Consider the following 21292-nt stretch of genomic DNA (forward strand, 5'->3'; position numbering starts at 1 on the left):
TTCACAATGGCGAGGTGAGCCGGCATGATTGTAACTAGCGATGAACTTAAAGCGGGATGCATCCTGCGGAAGGATGTCTATTCCAAATCAGTTAAGCCACTGATGAAAGCAGGAACAGTACTTAATGAAACACATATTGCGTTTCTGAGGGCCTTTTTAATCAAACATGTTGATGTTGATCATTTTGTGCGCTCTTCCGTAAAGCGTTCAGTCAAAAAAAATTCAGATCTTGACCTTGAGAACAGTTCTTTGACTGTTCCAAAACCCGAGGCGACGCGCAGCCCGCTGGACAAAAAATATCACCAGTCGGTAAGCGACTATCAGCATTTCTTTTATCAATGGCAGTCGGGAGCTGGTGTTTCCATCGGTGATTTCAGAGCTGCCATGATGCCTTTGATTACAGGCGCACTTGATGATCCGATGTGGCTTGCTTCCCATCTTATTAAGCACAGGCGAATTCCCAATATTGCTGAACGCAGTGTTCTTTTTGGGTTATTGGCTACTTTCTTTGCTAAAAAATCCAACCTTGGCTCCGGTTCCGGTGACAGCATTCAGCTCGGACTTGCGGGCATGCTGGCTGATTGCGGGCTTGCCAAGCTTTCTCCATCTCTGCTTGGTAAAAAAGAACTCATCGGCAGTGAAAAAAATACTTTTGAACGGCATGTGATTGACAGTTACAAAATGCTTAAAGGGATTCCGACACTTAAGGATGAGACATTGGTTGCTGTGATTCAGCACCATGAACGTGAGGACGGAAGCGGTTTTCCACTCAATATTGATGGCTCTCAGATAAGTATGAATGGAAAGATCCTAGCCATTTGTGACGGTTTTCTGACCCAGATGACAATAGAACGCTCCGGCAGCCTGCCCACTGTTCTTGACCATTTAAGAATCTCATCTTATGGAAGACTGTCACGCTATCTTTTGGATAAATTTTGTTATGAATTAATGACTCTGTTTGTTGGCATGAATGTTCAGCTTTCTGACGGGCAGGCCGGAGAAATAACCTTTATACCAGCCAAAGAACCGACTCGACCAATGATCCATCTTACCGATAATCGTGTGTATGCTCTGACTGAATTCAGTAACGTCACTATTGATCGCTTTCTGTGATTGTGGTGGCGATTCTTTTTTGCATCTGGGCCCTTCACTAGAAATAATTAGAAAAAGAAACCACCTGCACATCGTTCTTATTCGGTTTATAATGAGTGGGTGCATCCGATCTTACGCGGTTGGCTGCTCCTTAGTTGATAGGTACAAGACTTCGGTGGGAAAATCATTATAAAATGGTCAGTGAATAGAAAGTAAAACCATTTTTCTGTAAGATTGTTATTAGAAAAATTCAACTTCGTCCCGTATTCTTGACAGGTGCATGCGCACTTGATAAGCTATCAATAAAATTTTCGGATAGTAAGACAACCATTCCATGGGGGTAATCTAACATTGATGAGAGAAGATAAGTTTGTAAAAGAGTCGCTGACCTTTGATGATGTATTGCTCATTCCGGCAGCTTCCGAGGTCTTGCCAAGAGATGTTTCCGTTCAGACAGCTTTGACTCGTACACTGAATCTGAACATACCGATTATTAGCGCAGGTATGGACACGGTCACTGAGGCAGCAATGGCTATCGCAATGGCCAGACAAGGCGGCATGGGTGTCATTCATAAGAATATGTCCATTGAAGAACAGGCGGAACAAGTTGATAAGGTGAAACGTTCTGAAAGCGGAGTCATTACCAATCCGTTTTTTCTGACTCCGGAAAATCAGATTTTTGATGCAGAGCATTTGATGAATAAATATCGGATTTCCGGCGTTCCGATCGTTGATAATACAACAGAACAGCATCTTGTAGGCATTTTAACGAACCGTGATATGCGCTTTGTCAAAGACTATTCGGCTAAAATCGGCGATATGATGACCAAGGACAACTTGGTAACGGCTTCGGTCGGGACGAGTTTAAAAGAAGCTGAAGAAATTCTGAACAAGAACAGGATTGAAAAGCTACCGCTGGTTGACGACAATGGTGTACTAAAAGGATTAATCACAACGAAGGATATCGAGAAAGTTGTTGAATTCCCGAATTCGGCAAAAGACGAACACGGAAGATTGCTCGTAGCTGCGGCAGTCGGTGTAACGGCGGATGCGCTGACGCGTGTTGAAAAGCTTGTTGATGCCGGTGCAGATGCCATCGTGATTGATACGGCGCATGGACACTCTAAGGGCGTGCTGCAGAAGGTTGCCGGTATCCGTTCTAAATTTCCGAAGGTCAGCCTGATCGCTGGAAATGTGGCGACGGCGGAAGGAACAAAGGCATTGATTGATGCCGGCGTCGATGTCGTCAAAGTCGGTATTGGACCGGGATCTATTTGTACGACACGTGTCGTAGCCGGCGTAGGTGTTCCGCAAATTACAGCCGTTTATGACTGTGCAAACGAAGCAGATAAACACGGTGTGGCAATTATCGCGGACGGTGGTATAAAATATTCAGGAGATATCGTCAAAGCCTTGGCAGCGGGCGGCAGCGCCGTGATGCTTGGTGGACTTCTTGCCGGGGTGGATGAAACTCCGGGAGAAAAAGAAATCTATCAAGGAAGACAGTTCAAGGTTTATCGCGGCATGGGCTCGGTAAGCGCGATGGAACACGGCAGCAAAGACCGTTATTTCCAGGAAAATGCAAAGAAATTAGTTCCGGAAGGCATTGAAGGACGTGTCCCTTATAAAGGACGGCTGGCCGATTCGATTTATCAGTTGATCGGTGGTCTGCGTTCCGGCATGGGTTATTGCGGCGCAGCGAATTTGCAAGATTTGAGAGAAAATGCGCGTTTTACAAAAATTACTAATGCGGGTTTACTTGAAAGTCATCCGCATGACGTTCAGATAACCAAAGAAGCACCGAACTATTCTATTAAATGATGTAGATTTCGTTTTCTATGGCGTTATGTACTAAATGTACGAACCTGCATGACCGCCTATGTTAATTATCTAGAAAAAGAGATACGTAGGAAAGAAAAATCGAGACGGCATGTATCGCCTCGGTTTTCTATCTTACGCTGATTGATGATGCATGAATACTTTCGGGGGTGTAGGGGTTGAATTTCAGAAAAAAGCTGGGCCGCTTTGCGGCGGTAAGCCTAGCGTTTGTACTTACTTTGACGCTGACCTTTCAAGCGCCGTTTGCTTCAAAGGCCGAGGCGGCTTCGGATCCGCTTGGTTTAAAAGCCAAGTCAGCGATTCTTGTGGATTTTAACAGCGGTCAGATTCTTTATGAGAATAACGCAAGCAAAGTTTATCCACCGGCCAGCATGACGAAAATGATGACCGAATACTTGGTCATGCAGGCACTTCATTCAAAAAAACTGACTTGGAACACGAAAGTGTCGATCAGCGACTATGTCTACCAGGTTTCTCAGAACCGTGCTTACTCCAATGTGCCGCTTAAAAAAGACTATGAGTATACGGTTAAGGAATTATACGAAGCGATGGCGATCTATTCGGCAAACGGAGCGACAATCGCTCTTGCTGAAAAAGTCGGCGGAACAGAAAAGAATTTCGTAGATCTCATGAATAAAACAGCAAAGAAATTCGGCATGACGGGTGCTCACTATATTAACAGCTCAGGTCTTGAAAATGAGGATTTAGGCAAATTTGCGCCATACGGTGACAGCAAGGCAAGCAATCAGCTCTCTGCCTTGGACCTTGCTAAGTTGGCCTATCATTTGATCAAGGATTATCCTGACGCACTTGAAATATCCAAGATTCCCTTAAAGAATTTCACAGCCGGTGTAAATGCTCCGATTCAGATGGTGAACTGGAATTACATGCTTCCCGGATTTGGTGCGAATATGAGTAAATTTAAATATGATGGCGTTGATGGTTTGAAGACGGGATATACCGATCTCGCCGGCTATTGTTTTACCGGAACGGTTAATCGCAACGGTCATCGTCTGATCAGCGTTGTTATGGGAACTGATTCAGATGCTCAGCGCTTCGAACAGACGCGTGCGCTTTTTGATTACGGTTATCAGCAATTTAATGAAAAAACGATTGCCAAAAAGGGACAGTTAATTAAAGGAAATAAATCGGTTCCTGTTCACAATGGCAAAAAAAGCGAAGTAAAGGTAGCATTCGGAGATTCATATAAAACGGCTGTTGCGAGTGGCGAAAAAATTGCTACCGACTTCAACCTTGTATTGGATAAATCAAAACTGAACAAGGACGGTTCCCTGGAAGCTCCGGTAAAGAAAGGTGAGAAAATCGGTTATGTGACGCTTTCTCATAAAGGAGAAACACATTACGGCTATCTCTATAATACAAACAGCAAAATACCGGTTATTGCCGCAGAACAGGTTGATCAAAACAACTGGTTCGTTCGTATGCTAAAGGGAATCGGCGGCTTCTTTTCATCCATTTTTTCTTGGATTGCAGGACTCTTTTAAGAGCGCAGATTAATTAAGATAGAATTATAGAGAGATTAAAGAGAAGTCGGGAGAATATCCCGGCTTTTTACACAAATAAGAAAATATAAAGATTTAGATGAATTTAGTGTAAGCGCAACTAAGACTTTGCCGTTGCCAGAGAGTTGGCGAGGCCAAGTTTTCTAACAAGATAAGAAAGTTTAGCCTTTTGGCCTGTTGATACGACGATAAGGTCATAAGATTCGGTTGGGCGATCAGGTAAGCGCCCAATCTGAGAAATAACCGAAAAACTCCGCTTATTTTACTTCGTTACTTAATAAAGGACCAAAGTGATTTATGAAATAGAAATGTCTGTTCGAGATTGATGATTCAAAACCGCATTTGGAGCGAAAGTCATCATGTCCTGTCCGCAACGTGAAAGCCACGGCATCCTGCAGAAGTAAGAACCGGGCACTTTTTACCCGGTTTTTCTAACAAGTAAAACATCATGATCTGCTTGGGGGGTGCGAAGCTCCTTCTGCGCGATATAGATATACAAGAAAAAAAGAAAAATGAACCAATCGCCTTTTATACATATTTATTTACTAGGTTTTATTGTACACTATAGATACTTGAAATTATTTTTTACAAGGAAAGAAACTGGAGGGATTATGGTGGTACAGAAAGGTACGGAACGCGTAAAACGCGGAATGGCTGAAATGCAAAAAGGCGGCGTGATCATGGATGTGGTCAATGCCGAACAAGCAAAAATTGCCGAGGAAGCCGGTGCAACAGCGGTAATGGCGCTGGAGCGGGTTCCTTCTGATATCAGAAAGGCGGGCGGCGTTGCTCGAATGGCAGACCCTACCATTGTGGAGCAGGTTCAGAATGCGGTCTCCATTCCGGTTATGGCAAAAGCAAGAATCGGACATATTGTGGAAGCACGCGTTCTTGAGGCAATGAAAGTAGATTATATCGATGAGAGTGAAGTGCTTACTCCGGCAGATGATGTTTTTCATATAGATAAAAAAGCGTTTACCGTTCCATTTGTCTGCGGATGCCGTGATCTTGGCGAAGCAGCACGCAGAATTGGCGAGGGCGCGGCTATGTTGCGAACAAAAGGCGAGCCGGGAACCGGAAACATTGTAGAAGCTGTGCGCCATATGCGACTTGTGAATAGCCAAGTGCGCAAAGTAATTGCAATGGCACCGGATGAAGTGATGGTGTTTGCGAAAGAACTCGGCGCTCCTTATGAAATTCTCCTGCAAATTCGTGAGGCAGGACGACTTCCGGTGGTCAACTTTGCTGCCGGTGGTGTTGCCACTCCTGCCGATGCCGCATTGATGATGGAGCTCGGCGCTGATGGTGTGTTTGTCGGCTCAGGCATTTTCAAATCAGAAAATCCGGCCAAATTCGCCCGTTCAATTGTTGAGGCAACCACGTATTATCAGGACTATGATCGAATTGTTGAACTGTCTAAAGGACTGGGGACGCCGATGAAAGGCATTGACATGAGCCAGCTTGAACCTGCGGAACGCATGCAGGATCGTGGAATCTGAGAGGTGACATATAATGTCTGTTAAAATTGGCGTACTTGCGCTTCAGGGCGCTGTCAGCGAGCATGTTCGCTCGCTTGAGGCATCAGGTGCGCAAACAGCTCTTGTTAAAAATACCCGTGATCTGGATGGTCTGGACGGACTTGTGCTTCCTGGCGGAGAAAGTACAATGATGCGCAGAATTATGGATCGCTATGATCTATTTGAAGCAGTCAAAGATTTTTCTGAGCAGAGACCTGTTTTCGGCACATGTGCAGGCCTAATCTTAATGGCGAAGCAAATTGAAGGCAGACGCGGTCCTCATCTGGCTTTGCTTGATATTGATGTTAAGCGGAATGCATTCGGCCGCCAAGTCGACAGCTTCGAAGCCGATCTGGAAATCAAGGGGATTAGTGAAGCGTATACCGGCGTGTTTATTCGCGCACCTTATATCAAAAGTGCTGCCGAAAACGTGGATGTGCTTGCTACGTATGAAGGTCATATTGTGGCGTGCCAGCAAGACCGCTTTCTTGCCTGTGCTTTTCATCCTGAATTGACGGATAATCCTGCCATGCATCGTTATTTTGTCCGAATGGTGAACGAATATAATTAACCGCTTGCTTTTTTTTTTACAGTAGTGTAGATTTTATGTTAGTCAAATTTATTCGCTTGATGATGGGAAAAAGTAACACTTGTCTCATTGAATAGAGAGCCGTGGTTGGTGGAAGACGGTGAAGGAGCAGATGTGAATCCATCCCTGAGAGTTGGATCGGAGAAGGTGCCGATCACACGGATCATTACCGTTATCAATGACTAAAGCGGCCGGCAAACTGCGATGCGGCATGTCGGCAATTTGGGTGGCAACGCGGGTATATCTCGTCCCTTTTACTAATTAAGGGGACGAGATTTTCTATTTTTTTATCTAGGAAAAGAAAAACGAAAGATTGGCCGCTGTCAATCACAGAGTTTTTCTTTAGGAGGCAGAAAATGATGCTTGATATGAAACGATTGCGAGATCATTATGATGAAATCAAGGAAAAATTAAATAAGCGGGGTGAAGACCTCTCCGACTTTCAGCGTTTTCCTGAATTAGACGACAGGCGTCGTGAATTAATCAGTCAAACGGAAGTTCTGAAAGCAAAGCGCAATGAAGTATCCGCGCAGGTTGCTGCAAAAAAGCGGGCGAAGGAAGATGCGCAGGAGCTGATTGTATCGATGCGTGAAGTCAGCGCCAGTATCAAAGAACTGGATGGACGGCTGAGCCAGGTAGAAGAAGATTTAAAACAAGTCATGCTGTCGATTCCAAATGTTCCACATGAAACAGTCCCGGTTGGCGAGGATGAGAATGACAACAAGCCGATTCGTTTTTGGGGAGATCCTGGCCAATTTGCTTATGAACCAAAGGCACACTGGGATCTGGCCACTCATTTGGGTATTCTCGATTTTGAGCGTGCAGCAAAAGTAACAGGCAGCCGATTCGTCTTTTATAAAGGACTTGGCGTTCGTTTGGAACGTGCGCTGATCAGCTTTATGCTGGATCTTCACGAGGATCAGCATGGCTATGAGATGATCATGCCACCGTACATGGTTAACCGTACGAGCATGACCGGTACCGGTCAGCTTCCGAAGTTTGAAGAAGATGCGTTCAAAATTGCAGATGATCGAGATTACTTCTTGATCCCAACAGCCGAGGTACCGGTAACGAATTATTATCGTAATGAGATCTTAAACGGCGATCAGCTGCCGGCCGCATTTGCTGCCTATAGTGCCTGCTTCCGTTCTGAGGCAGGGTCGGCAGGACGCGATACACGCGGAATCATTCGCCAACACCAATTTAATAAGGTTGAGCTTGTTCGGTTTGTGAAGCCTGAGGATTCATACAATGAACTTGAGAAACTGACTGGTCACGCGGAAGAAGTGCTGCGTCTGCTCAATCTCCCTTACCGTGTTGTTGCCATTTGCACCGGAGATCTTGGCTTTACAGCAGCAAAAAAATACGATCTTGAAGTGTGGATTCCGAGCCAGAACACATATCGTGAAATTTCTTCTTGCAGTAATTTCGAAGATTTCCAAGCACGCCGTGCGAATATTCGCTTCAGACGCACGCCGAAAGCAAAGCCTGAATTTGTACACACATTGAACGGTTCCGGTCTGGCAGTCGGACGTACGGTTGCTGCAATTCTGGAGAATTATCAGCAAGAAGACGGCAGCGTGATCATACCGGAAGCACTGCGCCCGTATATGAGAAATTTAGAGAAAATTGTTCCGAAAGACTAAGGTTGACTAAAATCGTAGGAGGTGCGCTATGGCTCTTCATCAGAAAGTGAATACGGATGCCAGGTTAACGAAAATGATTGATGATCTGGGTATTACGCTTAATCCAAATGAACCAAAAGCTTCCAAAGATAAAAAAAACCAAACTGAAAAAAAGGATTCCACATACAAAGATACAAAATAAAAAATGCACAAATACGAGTTCAGCCCGTATTTGCGCATTTTTTATTTTGTGTGCCCTGCTTTACTCTTCAACGAATCTTGAATACGTGCTGCAATTGCATCCGCAGATTTAGGATCATTGACCACATCGTAGTCTTCAATATTAATTTTCAGTACTGGACAAGTTGAAAAATGGCCAATCCATTGCTCATAGCGGTGAAACATTTCTTCCCAGTAACTGCGTGGCGTTTCTTTTTCCATTCCGCGTCCACGCCGGCAAATTCGATTGATGGTTGCGTCCAATGAACCGTGAAGATAGATCAATAAATCCGGATGGCGGAAATAGGGTGTCATCACCATTGCTTGAAAGAGACTGGAGTAGGTTTGGTAATCTTCCTTAGACATCGTGCCCTTTTCATAATGCATTTTTGCAAATATTCCAGTGTCTTCATAGATAGAGCGGTCTTGAATGTAGTTGTCAGCGCTTGTCACGATCTTCTGTGTTTCCTTAAATCGCTCTCCAAGAAAGAAAATCTGCAGATGAAATGCCCAGCGCTTGAAATCTTTATAAAATAGATCAAGATAAGGGTTTTCATCCACTTTTTCAAAAGAGGTACGATACCCCAAACGATTTGCGATAGCAGTGGCAAAAGTTGTTTTGCCGATCCCGACCATTCCGGCGACCGATATTAATTTATTCGATGGTATTTCGGAGTGAATCATTCATGACGTCCTTTCGTAACCTCAAGTTATACGATTATTAAGTGTAACACCTAAAAAGCGCAAAAAAAAGTGAAAAAAGTTGAAGAATGTCAATGAACGATGTATAAAAAAGCAAATTTGGTCGATTATGAGTATAGCGCGAGAACCAAGTTCATGATCGGAGCACTTGACAATAAAATGTTGATACAGCAAGGTAGTATCCGCTTACAAATTTGTGATTTCATTGACACATATTGGTGATTGTGCTATATTGAAATAAACCATTTTACTACTTAATATAAGATCTGGATGTAAGAATGAAGACCCTTCTTCGAAGTGTAGTAGTTTTTACTTCTAGAAGGGTCTGTTTTTTATATGCGAGTTTTTTTAACTGGTGAATGGTTTTAGTTCACGCGCGGGCAGCGCAACGTTTTAGGGAGGCAGTTACACATGCAAAACGGTAAGGTAAAATGGTTCAACGCAGAAAAAGGCTACGGTTTCATTGAAGTTGATGGCGGAAATGATGTATTCGTACACTATTCTGCAATCGAAGGCGACGGTTTCAAAACGCTTGAAGAGGGTCAAGAAGTTAGCTTTGACATTGTTGAAGGCAACCGCGGACCTCAGGCAGCAAACGTTACAAAACTGTGATCTTCGGCCATAACCGATGATGCGGAAGCAGTCCTCTCTAAAAAAGGGCTGCTTTTATTTGTGCTCCTAAAGGGCTGCGTTTGATTCAAAACCTTTTTTTGTATCGCACTGGCGATCCGAAAAAGGGTCACATCTGCAATCGTTTCGAATCCAGGCAGTCTTGATTTATTACAACAAACTTCTTGGACGTGCATAGGGCTTGCCATCGGCCGGTTTTCTTCATATAATAATCTATGTCGCAAAAATGGTGAACTGCGGCTCTGTAGCTCAGTGGATAGAGCGTCGGTTTCCTAAACCGTGCGTCGCAGGTTCGATTCCTGCCAGGGCCATTAGAAAAACATTGATATAATAGGAAAAATAAGCAGTGTTGGTTTAGAATTAGATAACTGGAAAAGCATCAGGTGCAAATCGGGTGCAAATTTAATCAAAACTTTTTAAAACCTTGAATTTATTAAATTAAGTGTAACACCCGATGATAAAAAACTTCAAAGGGCGCTCATCATCCCAGATATTTGTGTGGACGGATGGTTCAATCCATTAACCTCGTGTTGGATGGTTGGACATCGGAATCTTGCATTAGAACATACCCGTGGGAAAATATTTGCACAACAGGCTGATCGTCCTTTCATTGCTTGCGTTGCCGGTGAACGTATGAACTTGCCCAAAGGGACATTATTCAGTATATTTTCTCATTCAAATGGATTAAGATGGTGATAGTGATCCATTGCTGTTTTCTTGTTTTCAATAGTTTTTGTAAATCACACGGAAGGCTCAGTGATGAGTCTTTTTATTTTTAAATGTTACACTTAAACCGCGGATTCAAGTGTTAAAAAACAATCTAGTGCTCTTGCTATTGTACTAATTGACTAGAATGATAGTCAATTTCGGCAAATTGTGATAAAATATCATAAATATACTTTAAATATTTAAATAAATGCATTATATTGAACTCTATTTTCATTTGCAATAACTGGAGATTTATATATGAACCTTTCACTTAGTGTAAATATGACAAAGCCATTTCTTAGGTGGGCAGGTGGAAAGACGTGGTTAGTAAAATATCTAGAAGAAATCCTTCTAGATAAAAGTTTTAATAATTATCATGAACCTTTCTTAGGAGGCGGAGCTGTATTCCTTGCAGTAGCAGATCCTAAACGAGCGTTTTTGTCAGATCTCAATGAAGAATTAGTTAATACATATGTAGAAGTAAGAGACAATCCTTTTGAAGTTATTTCGATATTAAAGCATTATGAGAACACCAAAGAGTTTTATTATCGGATCCGTGAAAAAAATTTTACAGATGCAGTACAACGTGCTGCAAGATTCATATTTTTAAATCAAACATCTTATAACGGATTATATAGAGTTAACCAAAAAGGCGAGTACAATGTACCATATGGATTTCGATCCAAGAATTTTTTAGAAGAAGAAAAAATTATACTAGCAAGCAAAAAGCTTCAAAATGCTGACATAATATGTGCTGATTTTACATGTATTAAAGAAAATATAAGTGAAGGCGACCTTGTATTTTTAGATCCGCCATATACTGTTTCGCATAATAATAATGGCTTTATTAAATATAATCAACAATTATTTTCTTTGGAAGATCAAAAAAGACTTAGCCTCCTAATAGATTTTATCAAAGAACGTGGTGCTTATTATATTTTAACTAACGCTGCCCATGAAACAATCAAAATCATTTTTAAAAAGAATGGTGATCGAATGATTGAAATGAGTAGATCAAGTTTAATTGGCGGAGAACATGCACATCGAGGAAAAGTTTCTGAATATGTTTTCACTAATATATGAATTGGGTGTAAGCGTATGGGATTTTGGGAGAAAATAGTTTCAGAAAAAGATTTAATAGTAACAAAACGGCAACGCAGTAAAATTCATACTACAGAGAAATTTTTAAAGTCACAGAAAGATGAAAAACTGCTTGAAGGATGGGAGTTTGATAAAGAATATAAAAAGAATATACGTTTAAGAAAATTAAAATCTCTTGATGAGCAATTTGAAGACGAAGTTTGGATGATTTTTGCTAATCTTGGATTTAAGAATTTAAATCAAGATCGAAAGTTTGAAATACAGTATGACCCTAGTAATGAAAGTGCAACTAAGCAAATAGACGTATTCGCGGCTGATGATGAAACAGTTATTATTGTAGAATGTAAGACCTCTGAAAAAATTAAAAAAGGTAACTTTAAAGATGCAATTGAGGCCTTTGGTGGAATACAACAAGGATTAATTCGTGCTATAAAATTAAAATACCCAAACAGAAAATATAAATTTATATTTGCAACTAAAAATTGTTATTTATCAGAACCAGATGCTAAACGTTTGGAAAGTTTCAATATTCTACATTTTGATGAAAATGATATACGTTACTATCGAGAACTCGGAAAGCATTTAGGTCATTGCGCTCGTTTTCAACTATTGGGCAACCTGTTTGCTGGTCAAAAAATTCCCGGGATAGATAACGTAATTCCTGCTATTGAAGGAAAAATGGGAGGGCATACATATTACTCTTTTTCTATTGAACCTGAAAAACTGTTAAAAATCGGGTATGTCTTGCATAGAAATAATGCCAATAATGATTTAATGCCGACCTATCAACGTATTATTAAGAAATCTCGTCTAAAGTCTGTCCAAAATTTTGTGGATAATGGGGGATTCTTTCCAAATTCTATAATTATAAATCTTGATACGAATGGTAGAAAGTTGCAATTTGATTTCTCAGATAAACATGCAGAGAATTCAATTGCGAAAATAGGTCTTTTACATTTGCCACAGGTGTATAGATCTGCTTATATTATCGATGGACAACATCGTTTATATGGATATGCTGATTCCAAATATGCTTCTAAGAATACTCTTCCTGTTGTCGCATTTATTGATCTTTCGAAAGAAGAACAAGTTAAATTATTTATGGATATCAATGAAAATCAAAAAATGGTATCTAAGAATTTAAGATTAACGCTTGAGACAGATCTTTTTTGGGATTCTCCTATTTTAAGTAACCAGCGTAAAGCGTTACAATTGCGTATTGCTCAGCGTTTGGGTGATGATAAGTTTTCTCCACTTTATAATCGCGTTCTAATCGGAGAAAATGAAAAAAGTGTGACTTGTTGTATTACGATTGATTCTATACAAAGTGCTCTGAGCACAAGTACTTTTTTTACTCGGTATGATCATAGAAATTTGATAATTAATAATGGGACTTTTGATTTTGGCAAAAACGATGCTTCATTTAACTTATTCTATCCGTTTGTAAAGAATTGCTTAGAATATATAAACAATTCTTTACAAGAAGAATGGGAAAAAGGTGAATCGGATAATGGAATATTAACTATTAATCTTGGTATCTATGGACTTATTAAAGTACTCAATGATATTGTCGAACATTTAGTTGATCAGAAGCAAATTAATCCAACCTCTGATAGACTTGATACTACAGTCGACGCTGTAGAAAAATACCTTATTCCATTGGTCCGTTTTTACAAAGATATTTCACCTAAGGAACGTGAGCAATTAAGGAAACAGCGTGGTAGCGGGGGAAGAAGTGTTTATTGGCGAACTCTACAGCAAGCTATTAATAGTGAATTACCTGATTTTTTGCCGCCTGGACTTCACGAATGGATTTTTGCAAATAAGCGTGTATACAACGATGACACATATAAAAAGTTAAATGAAATTTTTCAGTTTATAAAAAGTGATATACGAGATAAATTGCAGCAGAAGTATGGTGAAAATTGGTTTGTTAGCGGCTTACCTAAAGCTGTCTATGACCGTGCAAATAAACTCGCTTCAGATTATAATTACGAACGTGGATCCACTGGACAAAATAAGGAGCCTTGGGATTTTATTAGATTAAATGATTGTAGATCAATAGCTGTTAAGAGCGGAAACTGGGCAGAGCTGTTTGAATCGACTTATGCATTTTCAAATAATCAGAAAAAGAGAGGGGGAAAAATGGTCAAAACGGAATGGCTAGGTAGGCTTGCGGATTTACAAAATAAAAATTTTCAGAGCTATAGTGTCCCACAGAGTGAATATGAATTTGTAAAAAAAATGTATGATTGGCAAATGACGGATCAATTTTTATTTTACTCCGAGAGCGCCAGTGCCCAGAGGGGTATCGATTCTTCACAAAATTAAAATTATTTCATTATTCAGCTGCTAGTGAATAAAATAGCTTCCTTCAAAACTATTAGAAGTGTATTTTGTTTTGTCCATTATTGTCTTAACATAATATGTTTACTTGCTAATACTGATTAATAGCATTTATGGGGCGTAACAAGAGTGCAAATCGTGTGCAAAAAGGCCTTTTTTTATTTTTTAATTGAAGCCTTTTTGATCTCGCTGATTGCCTTGTCGAGCAGCCGTGCTGATCGCTCATTGCCGGTCTCAAAAAGTTGACCGTAGATGTCCATCGTCGTGTCGATCTTTGCGTGCCCTACGCGCTCGCTGATGGCCTTCATGCTGTCGCCCTCATCAATCAGCAGGGAAACGGAGGTATGCCGCAGCGCATGAAATTTGATATGTTTTAAATTTTTTCTTTTCAAGAACCGGCGCCACCATTGTGAGATGCTTTCAGGACGCATTGGACGGCCAAAGGAGCCGTCTGGAGTGAAAAGAAAGTCACATGGCTCTCCTTTCCATTCTTTTATCCAGGTATCGCCTGCTGCATCTTTGTCCGCTTCATGTGCTGCATCATACAGCTCGAGCAACTGGATCACAAAGGATGGCAGATTATTTATGTGTTCATTTCCACTTTTTGTTGATTTTATCTTTACACCTTGTTTTTTCACGCGTATGGCTGCCTGACAGATAAGGGCAAAGCCCTTATCAAGATTCATGTATCGTCGATCGAAGCCCGCAATTTCTCCTTCACGTGCGCCCGTACCAATCGCAAACCATACGATAGTTCTCCACAACAGCGGCTCGCTCTCAAGGGCCTGAAAGAGTGCCGCAAGGTCTTTGCGGTTGTAAATCTCCGGTCGCACCTTCTTGATTTTTGGGGTTTTAACACCCTTCATAGGACTGTCTTTACGCCAGCCTTTATAAACTGCATATGAAAAGATACTATTCATACAAATCTTGTGGTTGTCGATTGATTTTGCAGACAAATTATATTTTTTCTTTTTTATAATAAAATCATTTGGGTCTGTCGAAGTAAAATAATCACCCGTCCGGTCTTTGGCTTTAACTTCCGGATTCATTAAAATGCTGTTAAATTCGCATTCGGGTTGCTGCAGCTTATCAAAAAATCGCCGGATGTGATATTTTTCGATTTTGTCAGTGCGCATCAATCCAAAGGTCGGAATGATGCGCAAGCGTAAGTTAGATTCATAGCCCTCTATCGTTCTTGGCGACTTATCATTGAGATGATTCTCGTACCAATCTTTGACGAGATCGCGAAAGAGCATCGCGCCTTGATCATCAATTAATCCATGAGAAACTTCGTAGATGAAACCAGCCTTCGCCTCTTCAAGTTGTCCCTTATTTTTTATGCTCTCTATTTTTTTGGTTTTTCGTGGATAACGTCCGGAACCATCATTGCCGAGTGAAATAATAAGTTTATAAGTACCCTTACTCAGCCACTGAGCTTCGCATTGCATTTAAGATCATCCTCGCTTAAAGAACATATGTTCTGTATTTTAGTAATTAAAATACCGGATTAATAAACAAGTATCCAGTTCTTGGGGTACAGGCATTTACATGTATTGTTGCATTTCATAAGGAATGCCGTATTCTTTGCAAACACTCTCCTTAGTCATATCACTATTTTTTGAGACTCCATAAAGCAGCAATTTTGTGGAGTATTCACTGGCCTCACGCTCAAATCTACCAACAGGATATAATGTATTTTTACTTAAAAACAGTGTGTTCATTCTTGTATGGTAGAGCGCATGAAAAACTTCATGGCCACACGTGAATATCTGCTGGCTTATCGGAAGATTACGGTTAATAAATACGAAACGATTCCGACGCTCATATCGGTAGATACCGAAAACTTCGTTGTTATTGAAAGTCCAAAATTTTACCATTATGTTATTTGCCGCAGCGATTTTAAAGGGATCGTTCGTTTTAAATCTTTTGATATGAGCGGCGACAATTTGGTCTATTCGGCTGCTCAATAGAATCACTCCTTGCGGTACTTCTTTGGAGTGTATTTTTTATTAATTCGTTTTGATTGCCGAATAGCGAATTCCATCGCTTCGATGATCGACTGCTTTGCCTCTTCACTGATAGGTTCGCCCATCAGCATGTATCCATCCCCATCTCCAGCATCTTCAAGATCCTTTTTTACCTTTTCAAGACGCTTGGCTACATCTTTTTCATCTTTTTCAGTGAATTCATGATAATGTTTTTTGTCAGTGCGACCATAAAGATAGTCAACAGATACATCATATAGATCGGCAAGTCTGGATAGAGTATCCGGATCGGGTACACTTACCCCATTCTCATAACCGCTTAAGGTTTTATTATTTATTCCCGTTCTTTCTTTTACTTGTGTTTGTTTAAGATTGCTGCATTCTCTTGCTTCTTTCAGCCGTTCTGATAGAACAGACATTCGTTTCACCTCGTTTCTTAGATTATATCCTGATTCCTAATATTAAAGAAAATATTCTTAGATAATTAGAATTATATGTTGACATCTTAGATTTTAAGAAGTATATTATTCACATGAAGTTCTTAATTACTAAGAAAAAAGAGGTGTTAAAAATGAAGATCAATAATCGCATCCGCCAATATATTGAGAATAGAGGCTTGAAATTTAGCTTTATTGCTGAGCGGGCATCTATTGATGACTCCAAATTTTCGAGAATGATGACTAACCAGCAAGCTATCAAAACTGACGAATATGAAAAAATATGCAAGGTTCTTGAGTTACCCACTTCATATTTTTTTGATGACAATTTCTTAGAATTAAAGAATTAATAAAAAATATAGATTGCTTTAGCCTTAATTGTAACCCGCATAAGCAATCATCGAAAGGAAGCGAATTCAGTGCCAAGTCGCAAAACGAAAGATAGGAAATCAGTGCTGACAGTGGAAGAAGAAGCAGAATTTTTAAGTATGAAGAAAGGTCATGTTTACAGTCTTGTTCGCCAGAATGCAATACCGTACAAACGTATTGGTAGCCGGTTTATAAGATTTTGGAGATCCGATCTGGAGGCCTACATGAGGTCAGATAACGGTACACAACTAAAAGGGGGTGAGACGCATGAAAACGCCTGAAGAGCTTTTCCTTTTCTTTGCAGATTTTCAAACACAAATGGTGGCCAAACACTGCCATGGAGCTGCCCGTTTTGCCCTGAAGATGAAGTCTCGGTATTTCCATCAGATGAAACAGGCCAGATAAAAAGGGAGGGATCGGGTTGAAGCTGTCCGTTGACATTGATCGTGATGAACTTGAGAAGCTGAAGGCCTTTGCCAAGCTTTATCGCTGTACGCCTGCTGAAATCCTCGGAAATTTTTGTCACGACCTGTTAGGTACTGCCAATCGCACGAACGGCAGTGATGAACGAGATTTGGCCAACCGGTATTTTCAACGTACGTACATGAGCTGGAAAGAAGATTTGTAAGCAGCCCATCACTTTTAAAAATTTTACCAGGCGAGGAGTTGAAAGTCATGAATGAATTGAAAGCTCATTTAATCAAAACGGTCTGCCATTTTCAAACTGCCATTGTGGACAATGATCTGAAGACGGCAGAATCTCTAGTGGCTGAGACGGTTGAAACCCTTAATCGCTTGATAGCAAAACAGAAGTGTGAAACAGCAACAGAAACCTTTACTGAGCAGGAACGCGATCAGATTAAGAAAATGCTGAATGCGTTATTACAATACAATCCGGTAATTATATCACCGACCCGGCTCGATCAAGACGCCATTTTTCGGTTTCCATCCCGGAAACGATGCCTGCTTCTTTTCTTTTAACAGACTTTTATAGAGAAAGGAATAGGGCCCGTGGAAAGAGTTAATCTCGCGGAAATGTTTCCGCAAACGTCAATTAAAATCATTCGCCTAATGGGGTACAGGCGACAGAACAAGGCCCCGACTCCCAGTGCGCGTTATCAGGCCGCAAAAAGGCCCTGCATGCGCGACTGGTCGAATCTTCAAAAGCCTGGGCTCAGCCCCGAAGCCGCTCAAAAATGGCTGGAACAGCAGGGATGGACCGGAATGGTCATCCCTGCCGGATATGTTGTCATTGATATTGATGACAAAGATGAGGGCGAACTGGTTCTTCACGCCTTGACTGAAGAAGGCCTGAAATTTCATGCGATCCGAACGCCGCATGGCTGTCAGTTTATTTTTAAGGACAGCACCGCAGCCATCCGCAAGCAAGGCACTAAGCTTTTCATGGCCTGTGGTTGTGCCGGTGATTATCGGACCGCTGATCGTGGACAAATCGTTTTGCCTTCAGAGCAAACACTGGACAGAATCTGGGTGCGCACCGAAAGAGACCCTTTGTCAGAAGTACCGGTGTATTTTTACCGGCTATTCAGCGTCAACACTCAGCCTCGGCCGTTTGAGTTGCCAATCACTGAGGGCGGACGCAATGATGCACTTTACAAGCACGCTTGCCGTCTGGTGGAACTTGGTTATACAGCCGACCAGATTCGGCAGATCACAACCTTTATGAATCGTTATTTTCTCTCCCCGGCACTGCCGGAGGATGAAGTCGCGCACTCAATAGACAGTGCACTGAATAAACAGGCGAGCGGCAAAATCTATGCCGGATCGCCTCCAGAGAAACAGGCTGCTGCTGTGGATCAGGAAGCAACCAAAAGTTTTAAGCTGACCGAAGTCGGTAATGCCGAGCGCTTGGTGCATTTTAACGGCCCAAACTTGCGGTACTGCGTCGAATTTGAAGCCTGGTTACTGTGGGACGGGCATACGTGGATTGAAGACAAAATGAAACGTATCGAACGTGTGGCCCTCAGCACGTTTCGGGCAATGTATAAAGAAGCTTCGGAATTACATGATGATACGCGCCGCCAGGAGCTGTTTAAATGGGCGAAGACAAGCGAGAAAAGCAATGTCTTTCTTAACAGCATCCACCGTGCGGAGGCCATGCTGCCCATCAGTCAGCGGCAGCTAAACACCGATCATTTTCTGCTTAATTGTCAAAACGGCGTATTGGATCTGCGCACGGGGAAATTATTAAACCCGGAACGGCGCTATTTAATGACAATGAACACCCATGTCAGTTACGACGCACAGGCACGTTGTCCGACATGGATAGCTTTTTTAAAAAGTATTTTATGCACAGCAGACGGAACGCCGAAAATGGCTCTGATCGATTTCCTGCAGCGCGCCATTGGGTACGCATTGACGGGTGACACGCGGGAACAGGTGATTTTCTTCCTTTGGGGCCAGGGCAATAACGGGAAGTCAACGCTGCTTAATATTATTAAGGCCATGCTGGGCGATTACGCCATGCAGACCAATTCGGAAACATTTACGTTTAAGGCCGACACCGGCAACGCCATCAATAATGATATTGCCCGTCTGAACGGTGCACGATTTGTTTCAGCGACTGAATCGGAAGAGGGCAAAAAGCTGTCTGAAGCGTTAGTCAAACAACTAACCGGTGGTGAAGCGGTCACAGCACGTTTTTTAAGAAAAGAGTTCTTTGAGTATACGCCAGAATTTAAGATTTTTTTCGCCACCAACTACAAGCCTATTGTTCGGGGCAGCGACGACGGTATTTGGCGACGCATCCGGTTGATTCCTTTTGATCATAAGGTCTGTCCGGAACACGTGGATAAAGAATTACCGGACAAGTTGATAAAAGAACTCCCAGGTATTCTGAACTGGGCGATTGAAGGCTGTCTGAAATGGCAGAAAGATGGGCTAAAGGCACCCAACGAAGTGCGACAGGCCACGGCCGACTACAAGGAAGAGATGGATTTACTTCACAACTTCATCGCAGATTGTTGCGTGGTTAGTGATTCGGCCAAAGTGCTGGCCGGTGTATTGCACAAGGCGTACATCCGCTGGGCAGAAGAGAACAGCGAATTTCAAATGAAACAGCGTGCGTTTAACACCAAGATGGAGATGCGTGGGTTTGTGAAGGGCCGGGGATCGGGTAATAAGATGTTCTTCTTCGGCATCACCTTAGCCCATGAAGAGCCTGCCCAGGTTAGTCAGTTCTCTTAATTTCGTGCAACCTTTTAAGCTTTTCCAGTTACTTAGTTACCAAAGTTACTAAAAAATCTATATACCTCTCTATAAAATTTTTAGAGGTAATAGGGAAAAAACAGTAACTTAGTAACTTTTTAAAGAAACAGGAGTTACTTAGTTACCAAAGTTACCAAAAAACCTATATACCTCTATATAAATTTTTATAGAGGTAATAGGGGAAAATCGGTAACTTCAGTAACTTAGTAACTTTTAGAAAAAATAGGGAGTGGTTTGTTTATGAATACTGCTCTTATTGATCAGGTGTATCAAAAAAACATCAAAATGATTCAGAAGAATAAAAGCTATCAGTTTTTCTCTTCTCAAAAACTCGCTTTTGCGTTCAAAGAAGCCCTTCGCGTAAATCGAGAGGATCTCACGCGGCGCTATCTGGAGAACGCGGAGGCTCGGCGATCAGGATTTCTCGTCTACGCGCACGGCATGCTCTATGAACAGCAATACGGCAAGGGATCGTTCCTGTATATCGAACGCTTTCCTTTACCGGGAGGATTGGAGAGTGTGAGTGCCTGGCGGGAGAACTACCCACCGGGGCGCAAAGCCAGCTCGAAAATAACCGTCCTGGCAAAAGACGTCTCGTTTTCCGAGGCCTTAGGGCAGGCGGTCAACTTTATGAATTGGCTCAACAAAAAGCGAGGAATGACTCGACCTTTACAGGAAAAAGCCACGACCGTATGGGAGATGGATTAAGTCATGATACACGGCAAAGCGCCCAATCGCGCATCACAGGTAATCAGAAACGGCAAGAGGCAAACAGATTCTGGGATTCGGGTAAAAATGACTGCGGTGCAGGCAGAAATCATGATGCAGTTGCTCTACAGTCTGCCGCATGAGGCTCAGGCTCTTTATAAACTTTTTCAGCCGGTGGCCACAAGACAGGCGGAAAAACCTGAGTGGATTGCTTTGCAGCACAAACAGGCTGCGGTACTTGAGCAGGTGGTGGCCTCCGAACTTGACCGTCTAACCGGACAAGCTTGGGCACAGTATCGGCGTGAGCGTTTTAGCGCAGGTGTGCTGGAGGCCTTCGGATGGCTCGGCGGTTTGCAGAGTATCTGGTGGGCCTTCTGCGAAGCGGAAGGGCAGGCAAAGACCAAAGCGAGGGATAGCCAATGGCACAAGGTCAGGCACTGACGAGGCACACGCTCGCCAGGAAAAAACAGATATGCAGTCAGGAACCCGCGAGCGGTGAAGTCATCACCTACCAGCTGACATCGGCTGAACTGGCGGATGTGCACCGTAAGTATGGCCTACCCGGAATGATTAAATATCCCGAACGCCTGGTTTATGCGCGGGGCTATCATTGGGTCGAAAGTCAGAAAAGAAAGGTCAAGGCGGGGAAGTTAAAACGATAAACAACGAGGATA

The 21292-nt window shown here is 42.2% G+C and carries 23 protein-coding genes, 1 tRNA gene and 1 other annotated feature; of the genes, 20 read left to right on the forward strand and 4 right to left on the reverse strand.

What is annotated here, in order from left to right:
* Positions 1-24: 24 nt before the first annotated feature.
* The 7 genes from NIE88_RS10015 (at position 25) to NIE88_RS10045 (ending at position 8387) form a co-directional block, all read left to right on the forward strand.
* A complete protein-coding gene (locus tag NIE88_RS10015) occupies positions 25-1113 on the forward strand; it encodes an HD-GYP domain-containing protein (RefSeq protein WP_253061744.1) in 1089 nt (362 codons plus the stop codon).
* A 333-nt stretch (positions 1114-1446) separates the two neighbouring features.
* Positions 1447-2913 (forward strand): IMP dehydrogenase, encoded by a 1467-nt coding sequence (gene guaB, locus NIE88_RS10020; RefSeq protein WP_253061898.1) that lies wholly within the window; start codon positions 1447-1449, stop codon positions 2911-2913.
* Between the two features lie 176 nt (positions 2914-3089).
* Positions 3090-4436, forward strand: a complete 1347-nt coding sequence (locus tag NIE88_RS10025) for a serine hydrolase (protein WP_253061746.1) — start codon at positions 3090-3092, stop codon at positions 4434-4436.
* Positions 4437-5065: 629 nt separating this feature from the next.
* Entirely contained in the window at positions 5066-5953 is an 888-nt protein-coding gene (gene pdxS, locus NIE88_RS10030; protein WP_290446409.1) for a pyridoxal 5'-phosphate synthase lyase subunit PdxS, read from the forward strand.
* A gap of 13 nt (positions 5954-5966) precedes the next feature.
* Positions 5967-6542 carry a pyridoxal 5'-phosphate synthase glutaminase subunit PdxT gene (pdxT, locus tag NIE88_RS10035; RefSeq protein WP_253061750.1) on the forward strand — a complete coding sequence of 192 codons (576 nt, stop codon included), beginning with the start codon at positions 5967-5969 and terminating at the stop codon, positions 6540-6542.
* Positions 6543-6592: 50 nt separating this feature from the next.
* Positions 6593-6816: a binding site (T-box leader), on the forward strand.
* A gap of 103 nt (positions 6817-6919) precedes the next feature.
* Positions 6920-8206, forward strand: a complete 1287-nt coding sequence (serS, locus tag NIE88_RS10040; RefSeq protein ID WP_253061900.1) for a serine--tRNA ligase — start codon at positions 6920-6922, stop codon at positions 8204-8206.
* A gap of 28 nt (positions 8207-8234) precedes the next feature.
* The gene (locus NIE88_RS10045; RefSeq protein WP_253061752.1) at positions 8235-8387 is read left to right on the forward strand and encodes a hypothetical protein; all 153 of its coding nucleotides are present in this window, start codon (positions 8235-8237) and stop codon (positions 8385-8387) included.
* 41 nt (positions 8388-8428) lie between these two features.
* On the opposite strand, the gene NIE88_RS10050 is transcribed toward NIE88_RS10045, so the two are convergent.
* Positions 8429-9088 carry a deoxynucleoside kinase gene (locus NIE88_RS10050; RefSeq protein WP_253061754.1) on the reverse strand — a complete coding sequence of 220 codons (660 nt, stop codon included), beginning with the start codon at positions 9086-9088 and terminating at the stop codon, positions 8429-8431.
* Between the two features lie 429 nt (positions 9089-9517).
* On the opposite strand from NIE88_RS10050, the gene cspD reads away from it, so the two are divergent.
* The 4 genes from cspD to NIE88_RS10070 all read left to right on the forward strand — a co-directional run bounded on the left by cspD (position 9518) and on the right by NIE88_RS10070 (position 13876).
* Entirely contained in the window at positions 9518-9718 is a 201-nt protein-coding gene (gene cspD / locus NIE88_RS10055) for a cold-shock protein CspD (RefSeq protein ID WP_253061756.1), read from the forward strand.
* Between the two features lie 256 nt (positions 9719-9974).
* Positions 9975-10047: transfer RNA gene (locus tag NIE88_RS10060), tRNA-Arg, on the forward strand.
* Between the two features lie 655 nt (positions 10048-10702).
* Entirely contained in the window at positions 10703-11527 is an 825-nt protein-coding gene (locus NIE88_RS10065) for a DNA adenine methylase (RefSeq protein WP_253061758.1), read from the forward strand.
* Between the two features lie 15 nt (positions 11528-11542).
* Positions 11543-13876: a DGQHR domain-containing protein gene (locus NIE88_RS10070; RefSeq protein WP_253061760.1), complete on the forward strand. Its 2334-nt coding sequence runs from the start codon at positions 11543-11545 to the stop codon at positions 13874-13876.
* Positions 13877-14049: 173 nt separating this feature from the next.
* Here the strand turns inward: NIE88_RS10070 and NIE88_RS10075 are convergent, their stop codons facing one another.
* From NIE88_RS10075 to NIE88_RS10085, 3 genes are all read right to left on the reverse strand, one after another.
* Positions 14050-15147: a tyrosine-type recombinase/integrase gene (locus NIE88_RS10075; RefSeq protein WP_253061762.1), complete on the reverse strand. Its 1098-nt coding sequence runs from the start codon at positions 15145-15147 to the stop codon at positions 14050-14052.
* 288 nt (positions 15148-15435) lie between these two features.
* Positions 15436-15858 (reverse strand): ImmA/IrrE family metallo-endopeptidase, encoded by a 423-nt coding sequence (locus NIE88_RS10080; RefSeq protein ID WP_253061764.1) that lies wholly within the window; start codon positions 15856-15858, stop codon positions 15436-15438.
* 5 nt (positions 15859-15863) lie between these two features.
* Entirely contained in the window at positions 15864-16295 is a 432-nt protein-coding gene (locus tag NIE88_RS10085) for a helix-turn-helix domain-containing protein (RefSeq protein WP_253061766.1), read from the reverse strand.
* 152 nt (positions 16296-16447) lie between these two features.
* Between NIE88_RS10085 and NIE88_RS10090 the strand changes: the two genes are divergently transcribed.
* The 9 genes from NIE88_RS10090 to NIE88_RS10125 all read left to right on the forward strand — a co-directional run bounded on the left by NIE88_RS10090 (position 16448) and on the right by NIE88_RS10125 (position 21280).
* Positions 16448-16663 carry a helix-turn-helix domain-containing protein gene (locus NIE88_RS10090; RefSeq protein ID WP_135348114.1) on the forward strand — a complete coding sequence of 72 codons (216 nt, stop codon included), beginning with the start codon at positions 16448-16450 and terminating at the stop codon, positions 16661-16663.
* A gap of 111 nt (positions 16664-16774) precedes the next feature.
* Positions 16775-16963, forward strand: a complete 189-nt coding sequence (locus NIE88_RS22790) for a helix-turn-helix domain-containing protein (RefSeq protein ID WP_373689426.1) — start codon at positions 16775-16777, stop codon at positions 16961-16963.
* A complete protein-coding gene (locus NIE88_RS10095; RefSeq protein WP_253061768.1) occupies positions 16950-17087 on the forward strand; it encodes a hypothetical protein in 138 nt (45 codons plus the stop codon). The genes NIE88_RS22790 and NIE88_RS10095 overlap by 14 nt, the downstream gene beginning before the upstream one ends.
* 16 nt (positions 17088-17103) lie before the next feature.
* Positions 17104-17310, forward strand: a complete 207-nt coding sequence (locus NIE88_RS10100; protein WP_253061770.1) for a hypothetical protein — start codon at positions 17104-17106, stop codon at positions 17308-17310.
* 47 nt (positions 17311-17357) lie between these two features.
* Positions 17358-17663, forward strand: a complete 306-nt coding sequence (locus tag NIE88_RS10105) for a hypothetical protein (RefSeq protein WP_253061772.1) — start codon at positions 17358-17360, stop codon at positions 17661-17663.
* Between the two features lie 30 nt (positions 17664-17693).
* Positions 17694-19889 (forward strand): phage/plasmid primase, P4 family, encoded by a 2196-nt coding sequence (locus NIE88_RS10110; protein ID WP_253061774.1) that lies wholly within the window; start codon positions 17694-17696, stop codon positions 19887-19889.
* A gap of 261 nt (positions 19890-20150) precedes the next feature.
* Positions 20151-20618: a hypothetical protein gene (locus NIE88_RS10115; RefSeq protein ID WP_135348109.1), complete on the forward strand. Its 468-nt coding sequence runs from the start codon at positions 20151-20153 to the stop codon at positions 20616-20618.
* Between the two features lie 3 nt (positions 20619-20621).
* A complete protein-coding gene (locus NIE88_RS10120) occupies positions 20622-21059 on the forward strand; it encodes a hypothetical protein (protein ID WP_253061776.1) in 438 nt (145 codons plus the stop codon).
* Positions 21038-21280: a hypothetical protein gene (locus NIE88_RS10125; RefSeq protein WP_135348107.1), complete on the forward strand. Its 243-nt coding sequence runs from the start codon at positions 21038-21040 to the stop codon at positions 21278-21280. The genes NIE88_RS10120 and NIE88_RS10125 overlap by 22 nt, the downstream gene beginning before the upstream one ends.
* Positions 21281-21292: the final 12 nt, after the last annotated feature.

It is taken from the genome of Sporolactobacillus shoreicorticis, assembly GCF_024125445.1.
In the GTDB taxonomy this organism is placed as follows: Bacteria; Bacillota; Bacilli; order Bacillales; family Sporolactobacillaceae; genus Sporolactobacillus; species Sporolactobacillus shoreicorticis.

Bases quoted from the DNA above. Each gene is read 5' to 3' on its own strand.
- cspD (WP_253061756.1), top strand. From the start codon at position 9,518: ATGCAAAACGGTAAGGTAAAATGGTTCAACGCAGAAAAAGGCTACGGT.
- pdxT (WP_253061750.1), top strand. From the start codon at position 5,967: ATGTCTGTTAAAATTGGCGTACTTGCGCTTCAGGGCGCTGTCAGCGAG.
- pdxS (WP_290446409.1), top strand. From the start codon at position 5,066: ATGGTGGTACAGAAAGGTACGGAACGCGTAAAACGCGGAATGGCTGAA.
- serS (WP_253061900.1), top strand. From the start codon at position 6,920: ATGCTTGATATGAAACGATTGCGAGATCATTATGATGAAATCAAGGAA.
- NIE88_RS10095 (WP_253061768.1), top strand. From the start codon at position 16,950: ATGAAAACGCCTGAAGAGCTTTTCCTTTTCTTTGCAGATTTTCAAACA.
- NIE88_RS10115 (WP_135348109.1), top strand. From the start codon at position 20,151: ATGAATACTGCTCTTATTGATCAGGTGTATCAAAAAAACATCAAAATG.
- NIE88_RS10075 (WP_253061762.1), bottom strand. From the start codon at position 15,147: ATGCTCTTTCGCGATCTCGTCAAAGATTGGTACGAGAATCATCTCAAT.
- NIE88_RS10050 (WP_253061754.1), bottom strand. From the start codon at position 9,088: ATGATTCACTCCGAAATACCATCGAATAAATTAATATCGGTCGCCGGA.
- NIE88_RS10105 (WP_253061772.1), top strand. From the start codon at position 17,358: ATGAATGAATTGAAAGCTCATTTAATCAAAACGGTCTGCCATTTTCAA.
- guaB (WP_253061898.1), top strand. From the start codon at position 1,447: ATGAGAGAAGATAAGTTTGTAAAAGAGTCGCTGACCTTTGATGATGTA.
- NIE88_RS10125 (WP_135348107.1), top strand. From the start codon at position 21,038: ATGGCACAAGGTCAGGCACTGACGAGGCACACGCTCGCCAGGAAAAAA.
- NIE88_RS10065 (WP_253061758.1), top strand. From the start codon at position 10,703: ATGAACCTTTCACTTAGTGTAAATATGACAAAGCCATTTCTTAGGTGG.
- NIE88_RS10070 (WP_253061760.1), top strand. From the start codon at position 11,543: ATGGGATTTTGGGAGAAAATAGTTTCAGAAAAAGATTTAATAGTAACA.
- NIE88_RS10090 (WP_135348114.1), top strand. From the start codon at position 16,448: ATGAAGATCAATAATCGCATCCGCCAATATATTGAGAATAGAGGCTTG.
- NIE88_RS10015 (WP_253061744.1), top strand. From the start codon at position 25: ATGATTGTAACTAGCGATGAACTTAAAGCGGGATGCATCCTGCGGAAG.
- NIE88_RS10045 (WP_253061752.1), top strand. From the start codon at position 8,235: ATGGCTCTTCATCAGAAAGTGAATACGGATGCCAGGTTAACGAAAATG.
- NIE88_RS10120 (WP_253061776.1), top strand. From the start codon at position 20,622: ATGATACACGGCAAAGCGCCCAATCGCGCATCACAGGTAATCAGAAAC.
- NIE88_RS10085 (WP_253061766.1), bottom strand. From the start codon at position 16,295: ATGTCTGTTCTATCAGAACGGCTGAAAGAAGCAAGAGAATGCAGCAAT.